This is a genomic window from Pseudomonas sp. GCEP-101, from assembly GCF_025133575.1.
Lineage (GTDB): Bacteria > Pseudomonadota > Gammaproteobacteria > Pseudomonadales > Pseudomonadaceae > Pseudomonas > Pseudomonas nitroreducens_B.
Genome location: NZ_CP104011.1, coordinates 827592 through 844324 on the forward strand (window position 1 = coordinate 827592; position 16733 = coordinate 844324).

The 16733-nt window shown below is 66.4% G+C and carries 15 protein-coding genes; 12 read left to right on the forward strand and 3 right to left on the reverse strand.

Translation table 11 applies throughout. The features are described from left to right. Positions 1-40: 40 nt before the first annotated feature. Entirely contained in the window at positions 41-931 is an 891-nt protein-coding gene (locus tag N0B71_RS03825) for a heme/hemin ABC transporter substrate-binding protein (RefSeq protein WP_259757374.1), read from the reverse strand. A gap of 254 nt (positions 932-1185) precedes the next feature. Between N0B71_RS03825 and N0B71_RS03830 the strand changes: the two genes are divergently transcribed. Then, on the forward strand, positions 1186-1521 hold the full coding sequence (locus N0B71_RS03830) for a Rieske (2Fe-2S) protein (RefSeq protein WP_259757375.1): 336 nt from the start codon (positions 1186-1188) through the stop codon (positions 1519-1521). A gap of 99 nt (positions 1522-1620) precedes the next feature. Here the strand turns inward: N0B71_RS03830 and sfsA are convergent, their stop codons facing one another. Next, entirely contained in the window at positions 1621-2328 is a 708-nt protein-coding gene (sfsA, locus tag N0B71_RS03835) for a DNA/RNA nuclease SfsA (RefSeq protein ID WP_259757376.1), read from the reverse strand. After that, positions 2328-3500, reverse strand: coding sequence for a pyridoxal phosphate-dependent aminotransferase (locus N0B71_RS03840; RefSeq protein WP_259757377.1), 1173 nt, complete (start codon positions 3498-3500; stop codon positions 2328-2330). The genes sfsA and N0B71_RS03840 overlap by 1 nt, the downstream gene beginning before the upstream one ends. A 334-nt stretch (positions 3501-3834) precedes the next feature. Here N0B71_RS03840 and dksA point away from each other — a divergent pair, with 334 nt between their 5' ends. From dksA to pgi, 11 genes are all read left to right on the forward strand, one after another. Then, on the forward strand, positions 3835-4278 hold the full coding sequence (dksA, locus tag N0B71_RS03845; RefSeq protein WP_015478905.1) for an RNA polymerase-binding protein DksA: 444 nt from the start codon (positions 3835-3837) through the stop codon (positions 4276-4278). Between the two features lie 82 nt (positions 4279-4360). Further along, positions 4361-5248 carry a tRNA glutamyl-Q(34) synthetase GluQRS gene (gene gluQRS, locus N0B71_RS03850; protein ID WP_259757378.1) on the forward strand — a complete coding sequence of 296 codons (888 nt, stop codon included), beginning with the start codon at positions 4361-4363 and terminating at the stop codon, positions 5246-5248. 204 nt (positions 5249-5452) lie between these two features. Next, complete coding sequence (locus N0B71_RS03855) at positions 5453-5629, forward strand: hypothetical protein (RefSeq protein WP_015478907.1); 177 nt, start codon at positions 5453-5455, stop codon at positions 5627-5629. After that, on the forward strand, positions 5613-8564 hold the full coding sequence (locus N0B71_RS03860; protein WP_259757379.1) for a sensor histidine kinase: 2952 nt from the start codon (positions 5613-5615) through the stop codon (positions 8562-8564). The genes N0B71_RS03855 and N0B71_RS03860 overlap by 17 nt, the downstream gene beginning before the upstream one ends. Before the next feature lie 26 nt (positions 8565-8590). After that, positions 8591-10027, forward strand: coding sequence for a sigma-54-dependent transcriptional regulator (locus tag N0B71_RS03865; RefSeq protein ID WP_259757380.1), 1437 nt, complete (start codon positions 8591-8593; stop codon positions 10025-10027). Positions 10028-10789: 762 nt separating this feature from the next. After that, positions 10790-12196 (forward strand): polynucleotide adenylyltransferase PcnB, encoded by a 1407-nt coding sequence (locus tag N0B71_RS03870; protein WP_259757381.1) that lies wholly within the window; start codon positions 10790-10792, stop codon positions 12194-12196. After that, on the forward strand, positions 12193-12678 hold the full coding sequence (gene folK, locus N0B71_RS03875) for a 2-amino-4-hydroxy-6-hydroxymethyldihydropteridine diphosphokinase (RefSeq protein ID WP_259757382.1): 486 nt from the start codon (positions 12193-12195) through the stop codon (positions 12676-12678). Before N0B71_RS03870 ends, folK begins: the two co-directional genes overlap by 4 nt. Positions 12679-12819: 141 nt before the next feature. Beyond that, a complete protein-coding gene (gene panB, locus N0B71_RS03880; RefSeq protein ID WP_259757384.1) occupies positions 12820-13617 on the forward strand; it encodes a 3-methyl-2-oxobutanoate hydroxymethyltransferase in 798 nt (265 codons plus the stop codon). Next, entirely contained in the window at positions 13617-14468 is an 852-nt protein-coding gene (panC, locus tag N0B71_RS03885; RefSeq protein ID WP_259757385.1) for a pantoate--beta-alanine ligase, read from the forward strand. Before panB ends, panC begins: the two co-directional genes overlap by 1 nt. A 122-nt stretch (positions 14469-14590) precedes the next feature. After that, positions 14591-14971, forward strand: a complete 381-nt coding sequence (gene panD, locus N0B71_RS03890; protein ID WP_259757386.1) for an aspartate 1-decarboxylase — start codon at positions 14591-14593, stop codon at positions 14969-14971. An 85-nt stretch (positions 14972-15056) separates the two neighbouring features. Then, positions 15057-16721 carry a glucose-6-phosphate isomerase gene (gene pgi, locus N0B71_RS03895; protein WP_259757387.1) on the forward strand — a complete coding sequence of 555 codons (1665 nt, stop codon included), beginning with the start codon at positions 15057-15059 and terminating at the stop codon, positions 16719-16721. The last annotated feature ends 12 nt before the right edge of the window (positions 16722-16733 follow it).

Genomic DNA, 16733 nt, shown 5'->3' on the forward strand with positions numbered 1-16733 from the left:
CCGAGGAGCAGGAACAGCGGTCGAGCGGTAACGATCCGGGTCAAGGACGACTTTCCGTGTTCAGGGCCTGCGCGGAAGGATAAAAGGCCCGCGACAGGCTAGCCAGCCCGTCCGGGATGCGCGGGCCCAGACCGCCCACCAGCAGCGTCGGGTCGAGCACCAGCACGCGGCCGTCGCGCAGCGCGGCGGTCGCCGCCAGGCCCGGGTTCTGCCGGGTCAGGGCGGCGCGGGCCGCGTTGCCCACCAGGGTGCGGTCGCTGAGCACCAGCACCTGGGGATCCAGCGCAGCCAGGGCTTCGCTCGACAGCGTCTTGTAGCCCACGTGGGTCGCCAGATTCTGGCCGCCGGCGTGCTGGATCAACCAGTCGCCGGGCGTGCCGCGCCCGGCCACCAGCAGGTTGCCGCCGGCGTGTCCGACCAGCAGGACGACACCGGGCGCAGCCTGCACGGACCGGGCCTTCTTCACCCAGCCCGCGTGCGCGGCCAGGCGCGCATCGAACTCCGCCGCAAGCTGCCTCGCCCTGTCCGGCGCACCGAGCAATGCGCCCAGCCGCTGGAGCGTGTCGTGGACGGTCTGCTGATCGGCCTTGGCCGACAGCGTCTCGATTCGCACGCCAGCGGCACGCAGTTGTTGCAGTACCGGAGGCGGGCCCATTTCCTCGCTGCCCAGGAGGATGTCCGGCTTCAGCGCGAGGATGCCCTCGGCGGCCAGTTGCCGCTGGTAGCCGATCTTCGGCAGCGCCTGGAGAGAGGCCGGGTGCAGGCTGGTGGTGTCGACGCCGACGAGTTTGCTTTCGCCGCCCAACGCGACGACCCATTCGCTCAGCGAACCACCGGCACTCACCCAGCGCTGCGGCAGCGCCTCGGCCAGCGCGCTGGTGGCAGTCAGGCAGAGCGCGGCCAATAGCGCGCGTGCAGTCAGGGTGGTCATCGCCGTCGTCCTCGCGTGAAAGGGAGTGAGCCGCGGCGCGGCGGCACGGACGAACCTTGCCACAGGGAAGCCATGAAATCTATTTGATAATTATTTGCATTAAATGACAAAGGGACTTAAGGTCTGCCGCCTTTCGTTGGCCAGGCGCCAACGCAGCCCTGCTTCAGCACACGGAAGTGCACCCTCTTCCGGTCGGGCCCTGGCGGCGCGGATAATGCCCGCCTCGTGACGCCTTACGCTGAATGGAACCCCGCATGATCCTGCTCTGCACCCCGCATGACCTGGCCGAAGGCCAGAGCCGGGGCTTCAAGGCCGCTGGCCTGAACCTCTTCCTCGTGCGCCGCCAGGGTCGCGTCTACGCCTACCGTAATCGCTGCCCGCACCGGGAGATCCCGCTGGGCTACGACGCCGAGCACTACCTGGATGCCAGCGGCCGCCTGCTGCAGTGCGCCCATCACGGCGCGCTGTTCTTGATCGAAACCGGCGAGTGCATCCAGGGGCCGTGCCTGGGGGATGGGCTGGAGGCGCTGGCATGCAGAGAGGATGAGCAGGGCATCTGGCTGACGCCGCCGGACGATGCCCAGGGGTAACACGGTTTTCGGATCGGTTCGCGAGCAAGCTCGCTCCTACGAAGAGCCGCTCGGTGTGCCTGTAGGAGCGAGCTTGCTCGCGAACCGCCCTGCCCAGAACTACAGCAGCACCTTCAGCGGCCGATCCAGGCAGATTTCCTGTGTATCGATCCGCGCCCCGTAGGCGAGCACCTCCACCCCGGCGGTGTGCGCCTCCGCCAAGGCGGAGTTGTAGGCCGGGTCGATCTCCATCGCCGGGCGCACCGCTTCGATGTCCGTCAGGTTCACCGCATACAGCAGCACCGCGCGCATGCCGTCGCGCGCCAGCGCTGCCAGCTCCCGCAGGTGCTTGGCACCGCGCAGGGTAACGGCATCGGGAAAGGCTGCGACGCTGGTGCCATCGAACCCCAGCGTCACACTCTTCACTTCCACGTACACCGGCTTGCCGGCATACATCAGGCGGAAGTCCGCGCGGCTGTTCTCCACCCCGTAGGCCACCTCGCGGCGCAACTCGTCGAAGCCCGCCAATTCGGTCACGGTGCCGGCCAGCAGCGCTTCTTCCACCAGGCGGTTGGCCCGCCCGGTATTCACGCACGCCAGCCGCCCCTGCGGGGTTTCCACCAGCTCCCAGGTGCCCGGCAGCTTGCGCTTGGGGTCGTCGGAGCGGCTGAACCAGACGCGGCAGCCTTCGCTCATGCAGTTGAGCATCGAGCCGGTGTTCGGGCAGTGGATGGTGAGCCGCTCGCCGCTGGCGGTCTCGATGTCCGCCAGGAAGCGCTTGTAGCGTTTGATCAGGCGCGCCTCGATCAGCGCCGGTTCGAAGCGCATCAGGGACGCCAGGTCTTCAGGCCACGGGCGATGCGATCCACCGCCTGCTGCAGGCGCTCGACGCTCTGGGTATAGGCGAACCGCACGTGGTGCGAGGCCTGGTAACGCCCGAAGTCGATGCCGGGGGTGAAGGCCACGTGCTCGGTCTCGATGAAGTGCTGGCAGAAGGCGAAGGCGTCGCCGCCGAAGGCGCTGATGTCCGCGTACAGATAAAAGGCTCCCTCCGGCTCCACGGCGATGCCGAAGCCCAGCTCGCGCAGCGCGGGCAGCAGGTAGTCGCGGCGGCGGCGGAACTCCTCGCGGCGCTCTTCGAGAATCGCCAGGGTCGCCGGCTCGAAGCAGGCCAGCGCGGCGTGCTGCGCCATGCTCGGCGCGCTGATGTAGAGGTTCTGCGCCAGCTTCTCCAGCTCGCCCACCGCCTCCTGCGGCGCCACCAGCCAGCCCAGGCGCCAGCCGGTCATGCCGAAATACTTGGAGAAGCTGTTGAGGACGAAGGCCTCGTCATCCACTTCCAGCACGCTGGGTGCGTCCAGGCCGTAGGTCAGGCCGTGGTAGATCTCGTCCACCACCAGATGGCCGCCCCGCGCCTTGAGGGTGGACGACAGCGCCGCGAGTTCATCCTTGTGCAACAGGGTGCCCGTAGGATTCGCCGGCGATGCGGCCAGAGCGCCTACACTGTCCTGATCCCAGTGCCGTTCGACGAGCTCCGGGGTGAGCTGGTAACGGCTCTCCGGGCCCACCGGCACCAGCTGTGCGGCGCCTTCCACCAGGCGCAGGAAGTGGCGGTTGCACGGGTAGCCCGGATCGGCCAGCAGCCAGTGCTTGCCCGGGTCCACCAGCAGGCTGCTGGCCAGCAGCAGGGCGCCGGAACCGCCGGGCGTAACGAGAATGCGCTGCGGATCGATCGACAGGCCATAGCGCTGGGCATAGAAGCCAGCGATGGCTTCACGCAGCGCCGGCAGGCCACGTGCGGCGGTATACCGCGTGTGACCGTTTGCCAGGGCCTTCTGCCCGGCTTCGACGATGGGCGCGGCGGTGGTGAAGTCCGGCTCGCCGATTTCGAGGTGGATGACGTCGTGGCCCGCGGCCTGCAGCTCATTGGCCCGCGCCAGCAGCGCCATGACGTGGAAGGGTTCGATGGCGCGGCTGCGCGCACTGAAGGTGGTGGCCATGGAATATTCCGAACTTTGCGACAGAGCCGGGATTCTAACAGGCCACTGATGAATACTGGGGCGCTGCGCGGTCAAGGCGCGGCACCTGGGAACGTGCAGGCTTCGTCCGGCAAACGCCAACGATCCTGCAACGGTTTGTCGACAAACCCGCTGGCTGTGACCAACGGGTCGACCAACTGGCGATCAGGTATGTGCGGGCACTGTCAGGCTCGACAACCGGGAGTAGCGTCCCGGGAATCGTTCTGGTAAGTTCGCCCGCTTGCGAGCGCGGGGCCGGCGGTGCCGGAGAGGGACCATCCGCGAGAGGATTAGCGAGAGTGAGAGGCGGTCATCCATGCCCACCAAAGCAAAACAACAGAGCAGCCAACTGATTCGTGGCTTCGAGCCCTACCAGGAAACCAAGGGCGAGGAGTACATGAGCGATCGCATGCGCGCGCACTTCACCTCCATCCTCAACAAGTGGAAAGTTGAGCTGATGGAAGAAGTGGACCGCACCGTGCACCACATGCAGGACGAAGCGGCCAACTTCCCGGACCCGGCCGACCGTGCCAGCCAGGAAGAAGAGTTCAGCCTCGAACTGCGCGCCCGCGACCGCGAGCGCAAGCTGATCAAGAAGATCGACGAAACCCTGCAGCTGATCGAAGACAACGACTACGGTTGGTGCGATTCCTGCGGCGTCGAGATCGGCATTCGCCGTCTGGAAGCCCGCCCCACCGCCACCCTGTGCATCGACTGCAAGACCCTGGCGGAAATCAAGGAAAAGCAGCTGGGCTCCTGAGCCTAGTTGATCCCGAACGGGGCGCTGCGGCGCCCCGTTTCGTTTGTGCGCCCCACCCTTAATAGAAAGCCCAGGAGACGCCATGCCCGCCTCCCGCTACGTCGGCCGCTTCGCCCCCACGCCCAGCGGCTACCTGCACTTCGGCTCGCTGGTGGCGGCGGTCGCGTCCTACCTGGATGCGCGCGCCGTCGGCGGCACCTGGCGGGTGCGCATGGAAGACCTCGACCCGCCGCGCGAAATGCCCGGCGCCCAGACCGCCATCCTGGACACCCTCGAACGATACGGCTTCGAATGGGACGGCCCGGTCGAGCGCCAGAGCGAGCGCGGCGAGGCCTACGCCGCCCAGGTCGAGCAATGGCTGCGCAGCGGCCTGGCCTACGCCTGCACCTGCTCGCGCAAGCAGCTCGAAGGCAGCCACGGCATCTACCCCGGCACCTGCCGCGACGCCCAGCACGACTGGCACGGTGACGTCGCCATCCGCATCCGCGTGCCGGAGCTGGAGTACCGCTTCACCGACCGCCTGCAGGGCGAGTTCCGCCAGCACCTGGGCCGCGACGTCGGCGACTTCATCATCCGCCGCCGCGACGGGCTGTTCGCCTATCAGCTGGCGGTGGTGCTGGATGACGCCTGGCAGGGTGTTACCGACATCGTCCGTGGCGCCGACCTGCTGGACAACACGCCGCGCCAGCTTTACCTGCAGGAACTGCTGGGCATCGCCGCCCCGCGTTACCTGCACGTGCCGCTGATCATCCAGCCCGACGGGCACAAGCTCGGCAAGTCCTACCGCTCGCCGCCGCTCGAAGCCGACCAGGCCGCGCCGCTGCTGGAGCGCGCCCTCAGGGCGCTGGGCCAGCAGCCGCCCGCCGAGCTGCGGCAGGCCACGCCGCATGACGTGCTGGCCTGGGGCATCGAGCACTGGAATGCCGACGCCATCCCCCATTGCCTGACACTGGAAGACGCACGGCTCTAGACTGTTGAAGCAAGGCTGCTGCGCGCGGACTGCCTTGCTGCAGGAGCGAGCTTGCGCAAACAAGCCCCACAGCGGGGTTCGGGATCGCGCGCAAGCTCGCTCCTACAGGACCTGCCGAGCATTCGGCGCAAGGCGGGCCGGCGGCCGGCTTGCCGGCGACTGTGCGCACAGGTAGCCTGCCCGCCGAACCCAGAGAGAGACGACATGTACATCTACCGACTGGTGCTGCTCCTGGTCGTGGGCATCTATCTGTTCTCGCCGGCCATCATGGACTGGTGGATCGATCCCCACGGCGCCTGGTACCGCCCGTATCTGCTGTGGCTGATCCTGATCGTCGTCACCTTCATCCTGCAGAGCCAGCGCGATGCTGACGAGCTTTAGCCTCACCCAGCTGATCCTGATCAGCGCCTCCTACCTGATGGTTCTGTTCGGCGTCGCCTGGATCACCGAGCGCGGCTTCGTTCCGCGCCGGCTGGTGCGCCACCCACTCATCTACACCCTCTCGCTGGGCGTGTACGCCAGCGCCTGGGCCTTCTATGGCACGGTCGGGCTGGCCTACCAGTACGGCTACGGCTTCCTGGCGATCTACCTGGGCGTTTCCGGCGCCTTCCTGCTGGCGCCAGTGCTGCTCTACCCGATCCTGCGCATCACCCGGGCCTACCAGCTGTCGTCGCTGGCCGACCTCTTCGCCTTCCGCTTCCGCAGCACCTGGGCCGGCGCGCTGACCACCCTGTTCATGCTGATCGGCGTGCTGCCGATGCTGGCGTTGCAGATCCAGGCGGTGACCGACTCGATCAGCATCCTCACCCGCGAATCGGAGCCCAACCGCGCGGCGCTGGCGTTCTGCGCGCTGATCACGCTGTTCGCGATCCTCTTCGGTGCGCGCCACATCGCCACCCGCGAGCGCCACGAAGGCCTGGTGATGGCGATCGCCTTCGAGTCGCTGGTGAAGCTGGTGGCGCTCTGCTCCATCGGCCTGTTCGCCCTCTATGGCGTGTTCGGCGGGCCGGACGGCCTGGAAGTCTGGCTGCTGCAGAACCAGGAAGCCCTGAGCACCCTGCACACGCCGCTGGCCGAAGGGCCGTGGCGCACGCTGCTGCTGGTGTTCTTCGCCGCCGCCATCGTCATGCCGCACATGTTCCACATGACCTTCACCGAGAACCTCAACCCACGCTCGCTGCTCAGCGCCAGCTGGGGTTTGCCGCTGTTCCTGCTGCCGATGAGCCTGGCGGTGCCGCCGATCCTCTGGGCCGGCCTGCACCTGGGCGCCTCGACCAACCCGGAATACTTCACCCTCGGCCTGGGCATCTCCGTGGACAGCCCCGCCCTGGCGCTGACCGCCTTCATCGGCGGCATCTCCGCCGCCAGCGGCCTGATCATCGTGATGACCCTGGCCCTCTCGGGCATGGTGCTCAACCACCTGGTGCTGCCGCTCTACCAGCCGCCGGCCGAAGGCAACATCTACCGCTGGCTGAAGTGGACCCGCCGCGCGCTGATCGCCGCGATCATCATGGCCGGCTATGCCTTCTACCTGCTGCTGGGCGCCGAGCAGGACCTGTCGAACCTCGGCATCGTCTCCTTCGTCGCCACCCTGCAGTTCCTCCCCGGCGCGTTGGCCGTGCTCTACTGGCCGACCGCCAACCGCCGCGGCTTCATCGCAGGCCTGGTGGCCGGCATGCTGGTGTGGGGCGCGACCATGCTCACCCCGCTGGTGGCGAACCTGCAGAGCATCTACCTGCCGCTGTTCAACTCGCTCTACGTGCTCGACGACACCACCTGGCACCTCGCCGCGCTCGCCTCGCTGGCGGCCAACGTGCTGGTGTTCACCCTGGTTTCGCTGTTCACCGAAGCCAGCGACGAAGAGAAAGGCGCCGCCGAAGCCTGCGCCGTGGACAACGTCCGCCGCCCGCAGCGCCGCGAGCTGATCGCCGTGTCGCCACAGGAATTCGCCAGCCAACTGGCCAAGCCGCTGGGCGCGAAAACCGCCCAGCGCGAGGTGGAACAGGCCCTGCGCGACCTGCACCTGCCCTTCGACGAACGCCGCCCCTACGCCCTGCGCCGCCTGCGCGACCGCATCGAAGCGAACCTCTCCGGGCTGATGGGCCCGAGCGTGGCGCAGGACATGGTGGAAACCTTCCTGCCCTATAAGGCCAGCAGTGAAAGCTACGTCACCGAGGACATCCACTTCATCGAAAGCCGCCTGGAGGACTACCACTCCCGGCTCACCGGCCTCGCCGCCGAGCTGGACACCCTGCGCCGCTACCACCGCCAGACCCTGCAGGACCTGCCCATGGGCGTCTGCTCGCTGGCCAAGGACCAGGAAATCCTCATGTGGAACCGCGCCATCGAGGAACTCACCGGCGTCAGCGCGCAGCGCGTGGTCGGCTCGCGCCTGGCCGCCCTGCCCGAACCCTGGCGCGGGCTGCTGGAAGGCTTCATCGACGCGCCGGACGAGCACCTGCACAAGCAGCGCCTGTCCATCGAGGGGCAGACCCGCTGGCTCAACCTGCACAAGGCGGCGATCGAGGAACCACTTGCCCCCGGTAACAGCGGCCTGGTGCTGCTGGTGGAAGACCTCACCGAAACCCAGTCCCTGGAAGACAAGCTGATCCACTCCGAGCGCCTGGCCTCCATCGGCCGCCTGGCCGCCGGCGTCGCCCACGAGATCGGCAACCCCATCACCGGCATCGCCTGCCTGGCGCAGAACCTGCGGGAAGAACGCGAGGGCGATGGCGAGCTGACCGAGATCAGCGGGCAGATCCTCGAACAGACCAAGCGCGTCTCGCGCATCGTGCAGTCGCTGATGAGCTTCGCCCACGCCGGCGGCAAGCAGGTGGCGGCCGAGCCGGTGTGCCTGGCGGACGTCGCCCAGGAGGCCATCGGCCTGCTGTCGCTGAACAAGCGAAGCGTCGACGTGCAGTTCTTCAACCTGTGCAACCCGGAACACTGGGTGGAAGGCGACTCGCAGCGCCTGGCGCAGGTGCTGATCAACCTGCTGTCCAACGCCCGCGACGCCTCACCGCCCAACGGCGCGATCCGCGTGCGCACCGAAGCGTCCGAGCAGGCCATCGACCTGATCGTCGAGGACGAAGGCAGCGGCATTCCCAAGTCGATCATCGACCGCCTGTTCGAGCCCTTCTTCACCACCAAGGACCCGGGCAAGGGAACCGGCCTGGGGCTCGCTCTGGTCTATTCGATCGTGGAAGAGCATTATGGGCAAATCACCATAGACAGCCCGGCTGACCCCGAACGCGAATGCGGAACCCGCATCAGCGTCACCTTGCCGCGGCATCCTGGCCCGACGGCCGAGCAGTAAACGAGCACGTCGAGAGAGCTGAATACATGGCACATATCCTCATCGTCGAAGACGAAACCATCATCCGTTCCGCCCTGCGACGATTGCTCGAGCGCAACCAGTACCAGGTCAGCGAAGCTGGCTCGGTGCAGGAGGCCCAGGAGCGCTACAGCATTCCGTCGTTCGACATGATCGTCAGCGACCTGCGCCTGCCCGGCGCCCCCGGTACCGAACTGATCAAGCTGGCCCAGGGCACCCCGGTGCTGATCATGACCAGCTACGCCAGCCTGCGCTCGGCGGTGGACTCGATGAAGATGGGCGCGGTGGACTACATCGCCAAGCCGTTCGACCACGACGAGATGCTCCAGGCCGTGGCGCGCATCCTCAAGGACCGCCAGGAGAACCGTAACGCCCCCGCCGAAGCCCGCGGTAACGCCAAGGCCGCGGAGCGCAGCAGCGGTAACACCGCCGCCGCGGACGGCGAGATCGGCATCATCGGTTCCTGCCCACCGATGCAGGAGCTGTACACCAAGATCCGCAAGGTCGCGCCCACCGATTCCAACGTGCTGATCCAGGGTGAGTCCGGCACCGGCAAGGAACTGGTCGCCCGCGCCCTGCACAACCTGTCCAAGCGCACCAAGGCGCCGCTGATCTCGGTGAACTGCGCGGCGATCCCGGAAACCCTGATCGAATCCGAACTGTTCGGCCACGAGAAAGGCGCCTTCACCGGCGCCAGCGCGGGCCGTGCGGGCCTGGTCGAAGCCGCCGATGGCGGCACGCTGTTCCTCGACGAGATCGGCGAACTGCCGCTCGAAGCGCAGGCGCGCCTGCTGCGCGTGCTGCAGGAAGGCGAGATCCGCCGCGTCGGCTCGGTGCAGTCGCAGAAGGTCGACGTGCGCCTGATCGCCGCGACCCACCGCGACCTGAAAATGCTGGCCAAGACCGGCCAGTTCCGCGAAGACCTCTATTACCGCCTGCACGTCATCTCGCTGAAACTGCCGCCGCTGCGCGAGCGTGGCGCGGACGTGATGGAAATCGCGCGCTCCTTCCTGGCGCGCCAGTGCTCGCAGATGGGGCGCCCGGCCCTGACCTTCTCCCACGAAGCCGAACAGGCCATCCGTCACTACCCATGGCCGGGTAACGTGCGTGAGCTGGAAAACGCCATCGAGCGCGCGGTGATCCTCAGCGAGGGCCAGGAAATCCCGGCCGACCTGCTGGGTATCGACATCGAACTGGACGACCTGGACGACGACTTCGGCGACGACGGCGACCTGCGTCCCACCAACGGCAGCGCCAGCAACCACGAGCCCACCGAGGACCTGTCACTGGAGGATTACTTCCAGCACTTCGTCCTCGAGCACCAGGACCACATGACCGAGACCGAACTGGCCCGCAAGCTGGGTATCAGCCGCAAGTGCCTGTGGGAACGTCGCCAGCGCCTGGGCATTCCGCGCCGCAAATCGGGGGCCGCGGCGGACTCGTAACAGCCCCCACACTGTTACCGGGGGGACATGCTCCGTAACAAGCCGGGTTCATCGGTAACGAAAACCCGGCTTTTTTGTGCCCGCCGCGGGAGAGCGAAACCTCGCAAACCCTTGAAAAATAAGGATTCGCAAAAGTTGGCACGGCATCTGCTTTGTTATTGGCACAACAACAATAACAAGCACGACCACTCACAATAAGAACAAGACGAAACGACTCCAGCACAACAAAAACAAGATCGCGGAGGCGCAGCTAACTGATTCTTTTGGAGAAGGGTAGCCGTCGGGACCAGTCCCGCAACCAGTCAAGAAGAATAAAACTGCCCTGAGGCAGCACGCAAAACTGGTTGGATCGAAAGATCATTGCTCACTCAGCGACCAAAGCAATCCGTTTGCTATTGAAACCTTCCATGTGTGGAAGGCTCCCCGAAGCAGGTAGCTTCGAGGGACGGGTCTACAAACAAAAACAACAAGCCCGGTAAACATAATAAAAACAAAGCACGCACCTATTTGGGGGGGAGCCTCGGCTCCCCCAGTAGCTTTCGCTACACCCTCTCCCCTTCTCCCCGCAAGTCCCTTTCTTCAGTTTTCTTCATCATCCCACCCCACGATGCTAGAATCGCCGCGGCGCAATCGGCCCCCGATTTGCTGCCAATTGTTTCCAGGCGGCGGCAGACACCCGCTATCCTCCAGGAAGCGCCGTGAACACGCGGCTTGCCGAGACTTGCGTATGCCATCCATAGACCCATTCCCGACAGTGCACACATGCTGAAAAAGCTGATCCAGTCCATCCGATCCCCACTGCGCCGTCCGCGCGCCGTCCGCACTACTCCGGAAGTCGTTGGCAATCATCAGCACTCGCTGCGGCGGGAACAGTTCAGCAGGAATGCGGTGAACGTCGTGGAGCGCCTGACCAAGGCCGGCTACCAGGCGTACATCGTCGGCGGTGGCGTTCGCGACCCGCTGCTGGGTATTGCCCCCAAGGACTTCGACGTGGCCACCAGCGCCACCCCCGAGCAGGTGCGCGCCGAATTCCGTAACGCGCGGGTGATTGGCCGCCGCTTCAAGCTGGTCCACGTGCATTTCGGCCGCGAGATCATCGAGGTCGCCACCTTCCGCGCCAACCACCCGGTCAGCGAAGACGACGAGAACAACGCCCACGCTTCGCGTAACGAAGCCGGCCGCATCCTGCGCGACAACGTCTACGGCACTTTGGAAGACGACGCCCAGCGCCGCGACTTCACCATCAACGCGCTGTACTTCGACGTCACCGGCGAGCGCATCCTCGACTACGCCCACGGCGTGCGCGACATCCGCAATCGCCTGATCCGCCTGATCGGCGACCCGGAGCAGCGTTACCTCGAAGACCCGGTGCGCATGCTGCGCGCGGTGCGCTTCGCCGCCAAACTGGACTTCGAGATCGAGAAGCACAGCGCCGCGCCGATTCGCCGCCTGGCGCCGCTGCTCAACGAGATTCCCTCGGCGCGCCTGTTCGACGAAGTGCTCAAGCTGTTCCTCAGCGGCAAGGCCGAGCGCACCTTCGAACTGCTCAACGAGTACGACCTGTTCGCCCCGCTGTTCCCGGCGAGCGCCAAGGCCCTGAAGGATGACCCCGAGTACGCCGGCAAGCTGATGCGCCAAGCCCTGGCCAACACCGACGAACGCATCCGCATGGGCAAGCCGGTCACCCCGGCGTTCCTCTTTGCCGCACTGCTCTGGCCGGCCCTGCCCGCCCGCGTGCTGAAGCTGCAGGACCGCGGCATGCCGCCGATCCCGGCGATGCAGGAAGCCGCCCACGAACTGATCCTCGAACAATGCCGCCGCACCGCGGTGCCCAAGCGCTTCACCATCCCGATCCGTGAGATCTGGGACATGCAGGAGCGCCTGCCGCGCCGCCAGGGCAAGAAGGCCGACCTGCTGCTGGAAAACCCGCGCTTCCGCGCCGGCTACGACTTCCTCCTGCTGCGCGAAAGCGCCGGCGAGGAAACCGGTGGCCTGGGCGACTGGTGGACCGACTACCAGGACGCCAGCGACGGCGAACGCCGCGGCATGATCCGCAACCTTGCCAGCCAGCAGGAAGAGGCCGGAACCGCCGCCCCACGCAAACGCCGCCGCGGTGGCAGCAACCGCCGTCGTCGCGGCCCGCGCACCGAAGGCGCCAGCAGCGAATGAGCGAACGCGTGTACATCGGGCTCGGCAGCAACCTCGCCGAGCCGCGCCAGCAGCTGGAAGCCGCGCTGAAGGCGCTGTCGCAGATTCCCGCCGCCAAGGTGGCGGTGGTCTCCCCGCTGTATGCCAGCGACCCGCTGGGCCCGCCGGACCAGCCGCGCTACGTGAATGCCGTGGCCGCCCTGGATACCGACCTGGAGCCGCTGGCCCTGCTGGACGCCCTGCAGGCCATCGAGCAGGAGCAGGGCCGCGTGCGCAAGGACGAACGCTGGGGTCCGCGCACCCTGGACCTGGATATCCTGCTATTCGGCGAGCGCCAGATCGACGATCCGCGCCTGACCGTGCCGCACTACCATATGCACGCCCGCGCCTTCGTCCTCTACCCGCTGGCGGACCTCGCCCCGCAACTGCGCCTGCCCGACGGGCGCACCCTGCCCGAGCTGCTCGCCGCCTGTCCGTTCAGCGGCCTCGAACGCCTGTCCTGAGGCATGCTGCGCCCCAGGCGTGGGGCGCACTGGCAGTAACGCCGTAACAGTCCGGTAACACCTGCAATTGACTTAGCCTTTTTCGATCCGGACTATAGGGCCCCGTTTGCCCCTGCCCGGCGCAGAACCGAGGACACTTTCATGCCTGATGTCACCCTGACCACCCTGCAAGGTCTCAAGCAAAGCGGCGAAAAGATCGCGATGCTGACCGCCTACGATGCCACTTTCGCCCACACGGCCAGCCTGGCCGGTGCCGAAATGCTGCTGATCGGTGACTCCCTGGGTATGGTGCTGCAAGGTCACGACAGCACACTGCCGGTGACCGTTGAGGACATGGCCTACCACACCGCCGCCGTGAAGCGCGGCAACAAGGGCGCGCTGATCGTCACCGACCTGCCGTTCGAATCCGGCACCTCGCTGGACCAGCTCCTGCGCGACTCGGTAAAGGTCATGCAGGCCGGCGCCCACATGGTCAAGCTCGAAGGCGGCGCCTGGCTCGCCGAGCCGATCACCCGCCTGGCCCAGATGGGCATCCCGGTGTGCGCGCACCTGGGCCTCACCCCGCAGGCGGTCAACCTGTTCGGCGGCTTCAAGGTCCAGGGGCGCCAGGAAGCCCAGGCGCGCCAGCTGCGCGCCGACGCCATCGCCCTGGAGCAGGCCGGCGCCGCCATGCTGCTGCTGGAGTGCGTACCGTCCGCGCTGGCCCAGGAAATCACCGAAGCGGTGAAGATTCCGGTCATCGGCATCGGCGCCGGTGCCGGCACCGACGGCCAGGTACTGGTGATGCATGACATGCTGGGCCTGTCGCTGTCCGGCCGTTCGCCGAAGTTCGTGAAGAACTTCCTCGACGGCCAGCCGGACATCCAGTCCGCCTTCGCCGCCTATGTGAAGGCAGTGAAGGACGGCACCTTCCCCGGCCCGGAGCACGGTTTCGCCTGATGAATACAGTCAAGACAGTCCGCGAGCTGCGCGCCGCCGTGGCGCGCGCGCGCAGCGAGGGCAAGCGCATCGCGCTGGTGCCGACCATGGGCAACCTGCACGCCGGCCACGCCGCGCTGGTGACCAAGGCCAGCCAGCGCGCCGACTTCGTGGTGGCGAGCATCTTCGTCAACCCGCTGCAGTTCGGCCCCAGCGAAGACCTCGATAAATACCCGCGCACCCTCGCCGCCGACCAGGAGAAGCTGCTCGACGCCGGCTGCCACCTGCTGTTCGCCCCCACCGTCGAGGAGATGTACCCCGACGGCATGGACGGCCAGACCCGCCTGCACGTGACCGGTGTGTCCGAAGGACTGTGCGGCGGTAGCCGCCCGGGTCATTTCGATGGCGTCGCCACCGTCGTCTGCAAGCTGTTCAACATGGTCCAGCCCGACATGGCGCTGTTCGGCGAGAAGGACTTCCAGCAGCTGGCGGTGATCCGCAAGCTGGTGCGTGACCTGAACCTGCCGATCCAGATCTTCGGCGAGCCCACCGTGCGCGCCGAAGACGGCCTGGCGCTGTCCTCGCGCAACGGCTACCTCACCGAGGCGCAGCGCGGCATCGCACCGATCCTGCAACGCACCCTGCAGCAAGTGGCCGAACGCATCCGCCAGGGCGAACGCGACTACGCAGCGCTGCTCGCCCAGGGCCGCCAGCAGATCGAAGACGCCGGCCTGCGCATCGACTACCTCGAAGTCCGCGAGCCCGTCGGCCTGCGCCCGGCGACGGCGCAAGACCATCAGTTGGTCATCCTGGTGGCCGCCTTCCTGGGCACTACCCGGCTGATCGACAACCTCGCCTTTCACATCGACTGATTCCTTGCCCGACACCCGAATTTTCGCCTCGAAGCCGCGCCAGCCGCAGCCTTGAGCGACTCCGGGTGCTCGGGCATACTCGCCCCGCTCTCCTCGACCAGAAGAAAAACAGGAGCCACGCCATGCAGAGCATCATGCTCAAAGCCAAACTGCACCGCGCCGAAGTCACCCACGCCGTGCTCGACTACGAAGGCTCCTGCGCCATCGACGGCGAATGGCTCGATCTCGCGGGCATCCGCGAGTACGAACAGATCCAGATCTACAACGTCGACAACGGCGAACGCTTCACCACCTACGCCATCCGTGGCGAGGACGGTTCGCGGATGATTTCCGTGAACGGCGCCGCCGCCCACAAGGCCAAAGTGGGTGACCGGGTGATCATCTGCGCGTACGCTCAGTTCAGCGACGCCGAACTTGAGGACTTCAAGCCGCGCATGCTGTATATGGCCCCTGGCAACGAACTGAGCCACACCAGCAACGCCATCCCGGTCCAGCTCGCCTGAACCGACGAGAAAAGCCCGGAACCGCCGGGCTTTTTTCCAGCTCGAAAGCACGTTCAAACACGCACGTCTTACCCGAAGGTATGTCATGGAACACCACCTCACCCCGCTGGATGCCACCCAACTGGCGAGCTGGCAGGCATTGGCCGCCCACCGCCAGGATCTGCAGAACTTCACCATGCGCGAGGCATTCGCCGAGGACCCGGAGCGCTTCAAGCGTTTTTCCCTCAGCGCCTGTGGCCTGTTCCTCGACTTCTCGAAGAACCTGATTCGCCAGGACACCCTCGACCTGCTGGTGAAACTCGCCGAGGAAGCGAAACTGGGTGAAGCCATCCAGTCGATGTTCCGCGGCGAGGTGATCAACGCCTCCGAGCGCCGCCCGGTGCTGCACACCGCGCTGCGCCGACCGATCGGCGACAAGGTGATGGTCGATGGCGTCGACGTGATGCCCGAGGTGCACCGCGTGCTGCACCAGATGACCGAACTGGTCGCCGCCGTGCACAACGGCCTGTGGCGCGGGTATACCGAGAAGCCGATCACCGACGTGGTGAACATCGGCATCGGCGGCTCGTTCCTTGGCCCGCAACTGGTCTCCGAGGCGCTGCTGCCGTTCGCTCAGAAAGGCGTGCGTTGCCACTACCTGGCGAACATCGACGGCAGCGAATTCCGGGAGATGACCGCCAAGCTCAACGCCGAGACCACGCTGTTCATCGTCTCGTCGAAATCCTTCGGCACCCTGGAAACCCTGAAGAACGCTCAGGCCGCCCGCGCCTGGTACCTGGCCCAGGGTGGCAGCGAGGCCGAGCTGTACCGTCACTTCATCGCCGTTTCCAGCAACAAGGAAGCCGCGACCGCCTTCGGCATCCGCGCCGAGAACATCTTCCCCATGTGGGACTGGGTGGGCGGCCGTTACTCGCTGTGGTCGGCCATCGGCCTGCCGATCGCCATGTCGGTGGGTATCAACAACTTCAAGGAGCTGCTGTCCGGCGCCTACAGCATGGATCAGCACTTCCTGACCGCGCCGTTCGAGAAGAACATTCCGGTGCTGCTGGGCCTGCTCGGCGTCTGGTACGGCGACTTCTGGGGCGCGCGCAGCCACGCGATCCTGCCGTACGACTACTACCTGCGGAACATCACCGACCACCTGCAGCAGCTGGACATGGAGTCCAACGGCAAGAGCGTGCGCCAGGACGGCAGCCCGGTTTCCGCCGGCACCGGCCCGGTGATCTGGGGCGGCGTGGGCTGTAACGGCCAGCATGCCTACCACCAGTTGCTGCACCAGGGCACCCACCTGATCCCGGCGGACTTCATCGTCCCGGTGTCCAGCTACAACCCGGTGGCCGATCACCACCAGTGGCTGTACGCCAACTGCCTGTCGCAGAGCCAGGCGCTGATGGTCGGCAAGAGCCGCGCCGAGGCGGAGGCCGAACTGCGTGCCAAGGGCTTGGACGACGCTGAAGTGCAACGCCTGGCGCCGCACAAGGTGATCCCGGGCAACCGCCCGAGCAACACCCTGGTGCTGGAGCGCATCAGCGCCCGCCGCCTGGGCGCGCTGATCGCCATGTACGAGCACAAGGTCTACGTGCAGAGCATCCTCTGGGGCATCAATGCCTTCGACCAGTGGGGCGTGGAGCTGGGCAAGGAGCTGGGCAAGGCCGTCTATGGCCGCCTGGTCGGCAGCGAGGAAAGCGCCGCCGAAGACGGCTCCACCCAGGGCCTGATCGACTTCTTCCGCGGTCGTCACCGCGGCTGACGGCGAAGCGGA

Excerpts from the sequence above, each read along its gene's own strand:
- N0B71_RS03825 (WP_259757374.1), bottom strand. The coding sequence starts at position 931 with ATGACCACCCTGACTGCACGCGCGCTATTGGCCGCGCTCTGCCTGACT.
- N0B71_RS03830 (WP_259757375.1), top strand. The coding sequence starts at position 1,186 with ATGATCCTGCTCTGCACCCCGCATGACCTGGCCGAAGGCCAGAGCCGG.
- sfsA (WP_259757376.1), bottom strand. The coding sequence starts at position 2,328 with ATGCGCTTCGAACCGGCGCTGATCGAGGCGCGCCTGATCAAACGCTAC.
- N0B71_RS03840 (WP_259757377.1), bottom strand. The coding sequence starts at position 3,500 with ATGGCCACCACCTTCAGTGCGCGCAGCCGCGCCATCGAACCCTTCCAC.
- dksA (WP_015478905.1), top strand. The coding sequence starts at position 3,835 with ATGCCCACCAAAGCAAAACAACAGAGCAGCCAACTGATTCGTGGCTTC.
- gluQRS (WP_259757378.1), top strand. The coding sequence starts at position 4,361 with ATGCCCGCCTCCCGCTACGTCGGCCGCTTCGCCCCCACGCCCAGCGGC.
- N0B71_RS03855 (WP_015478907.1), top strand. The coding sequence starts at position 5,453 with ATGTACATCTACCGACTGGTGCTGCTCCTGGTCGTGGGCATCTATCTG.
- N0B71_RS03860 (WP_259757379.1), top strand. The coding sequence starts at position 5,613 with ATGCTGACGAGCTTTAGCCTCACCCAGCTGATCCTGATCAGCGCCTCC.
- N0B71_RS03865 (WP_259757380.1), top strand. The coding sequence starts at position 8,591 with ATGGCACATATCCTCATCGTCGAAGACGAAACCATCATCCGTTCCGCC.
- N0B71_RS03870 (WP_259757381.1), top strand. The coding sequence starts at position 10,790 with ATGCTGAAAAAGCTGATCCAGTCCATCCGATCCCCACTGCGCCGTCCG.
- folK (WP_259757382.1), top strand. The coding sequence starts at position 12,193 with ATGAGCGAACGCGTGTACATCGGGCTCGGCAGCAACCTCGCCGAGCCG.
- panB (WP_259757384.1), top strand. The coding sequence starts at position 12,820 with ATGCCTGATGTCACCCTGACCACCCTGCAAGGTCTCAAGCAAAGCGGC.
- panC (WP_259757385.1), top strand. The coding sequence starts at position 13,617 with ATGAATACAGTCAAGACAGTCCGCGAGCTGCGCGCCGCCGTGGCGCGC.
- panD (WP_259757386.1), top strand. The coding sequence starts at position 14,591 with ATGCAGAGCATCATGCTCAAAGCCAAACTGCACCGCGCCGAAGTCACC.
- pgi (WP_259757387.1), top strand. The coding sequence starts at position 15,057 with ATGGAACACCACCTCACCCCGCTGGATGCCACCCAACTGGCGAGCTGG.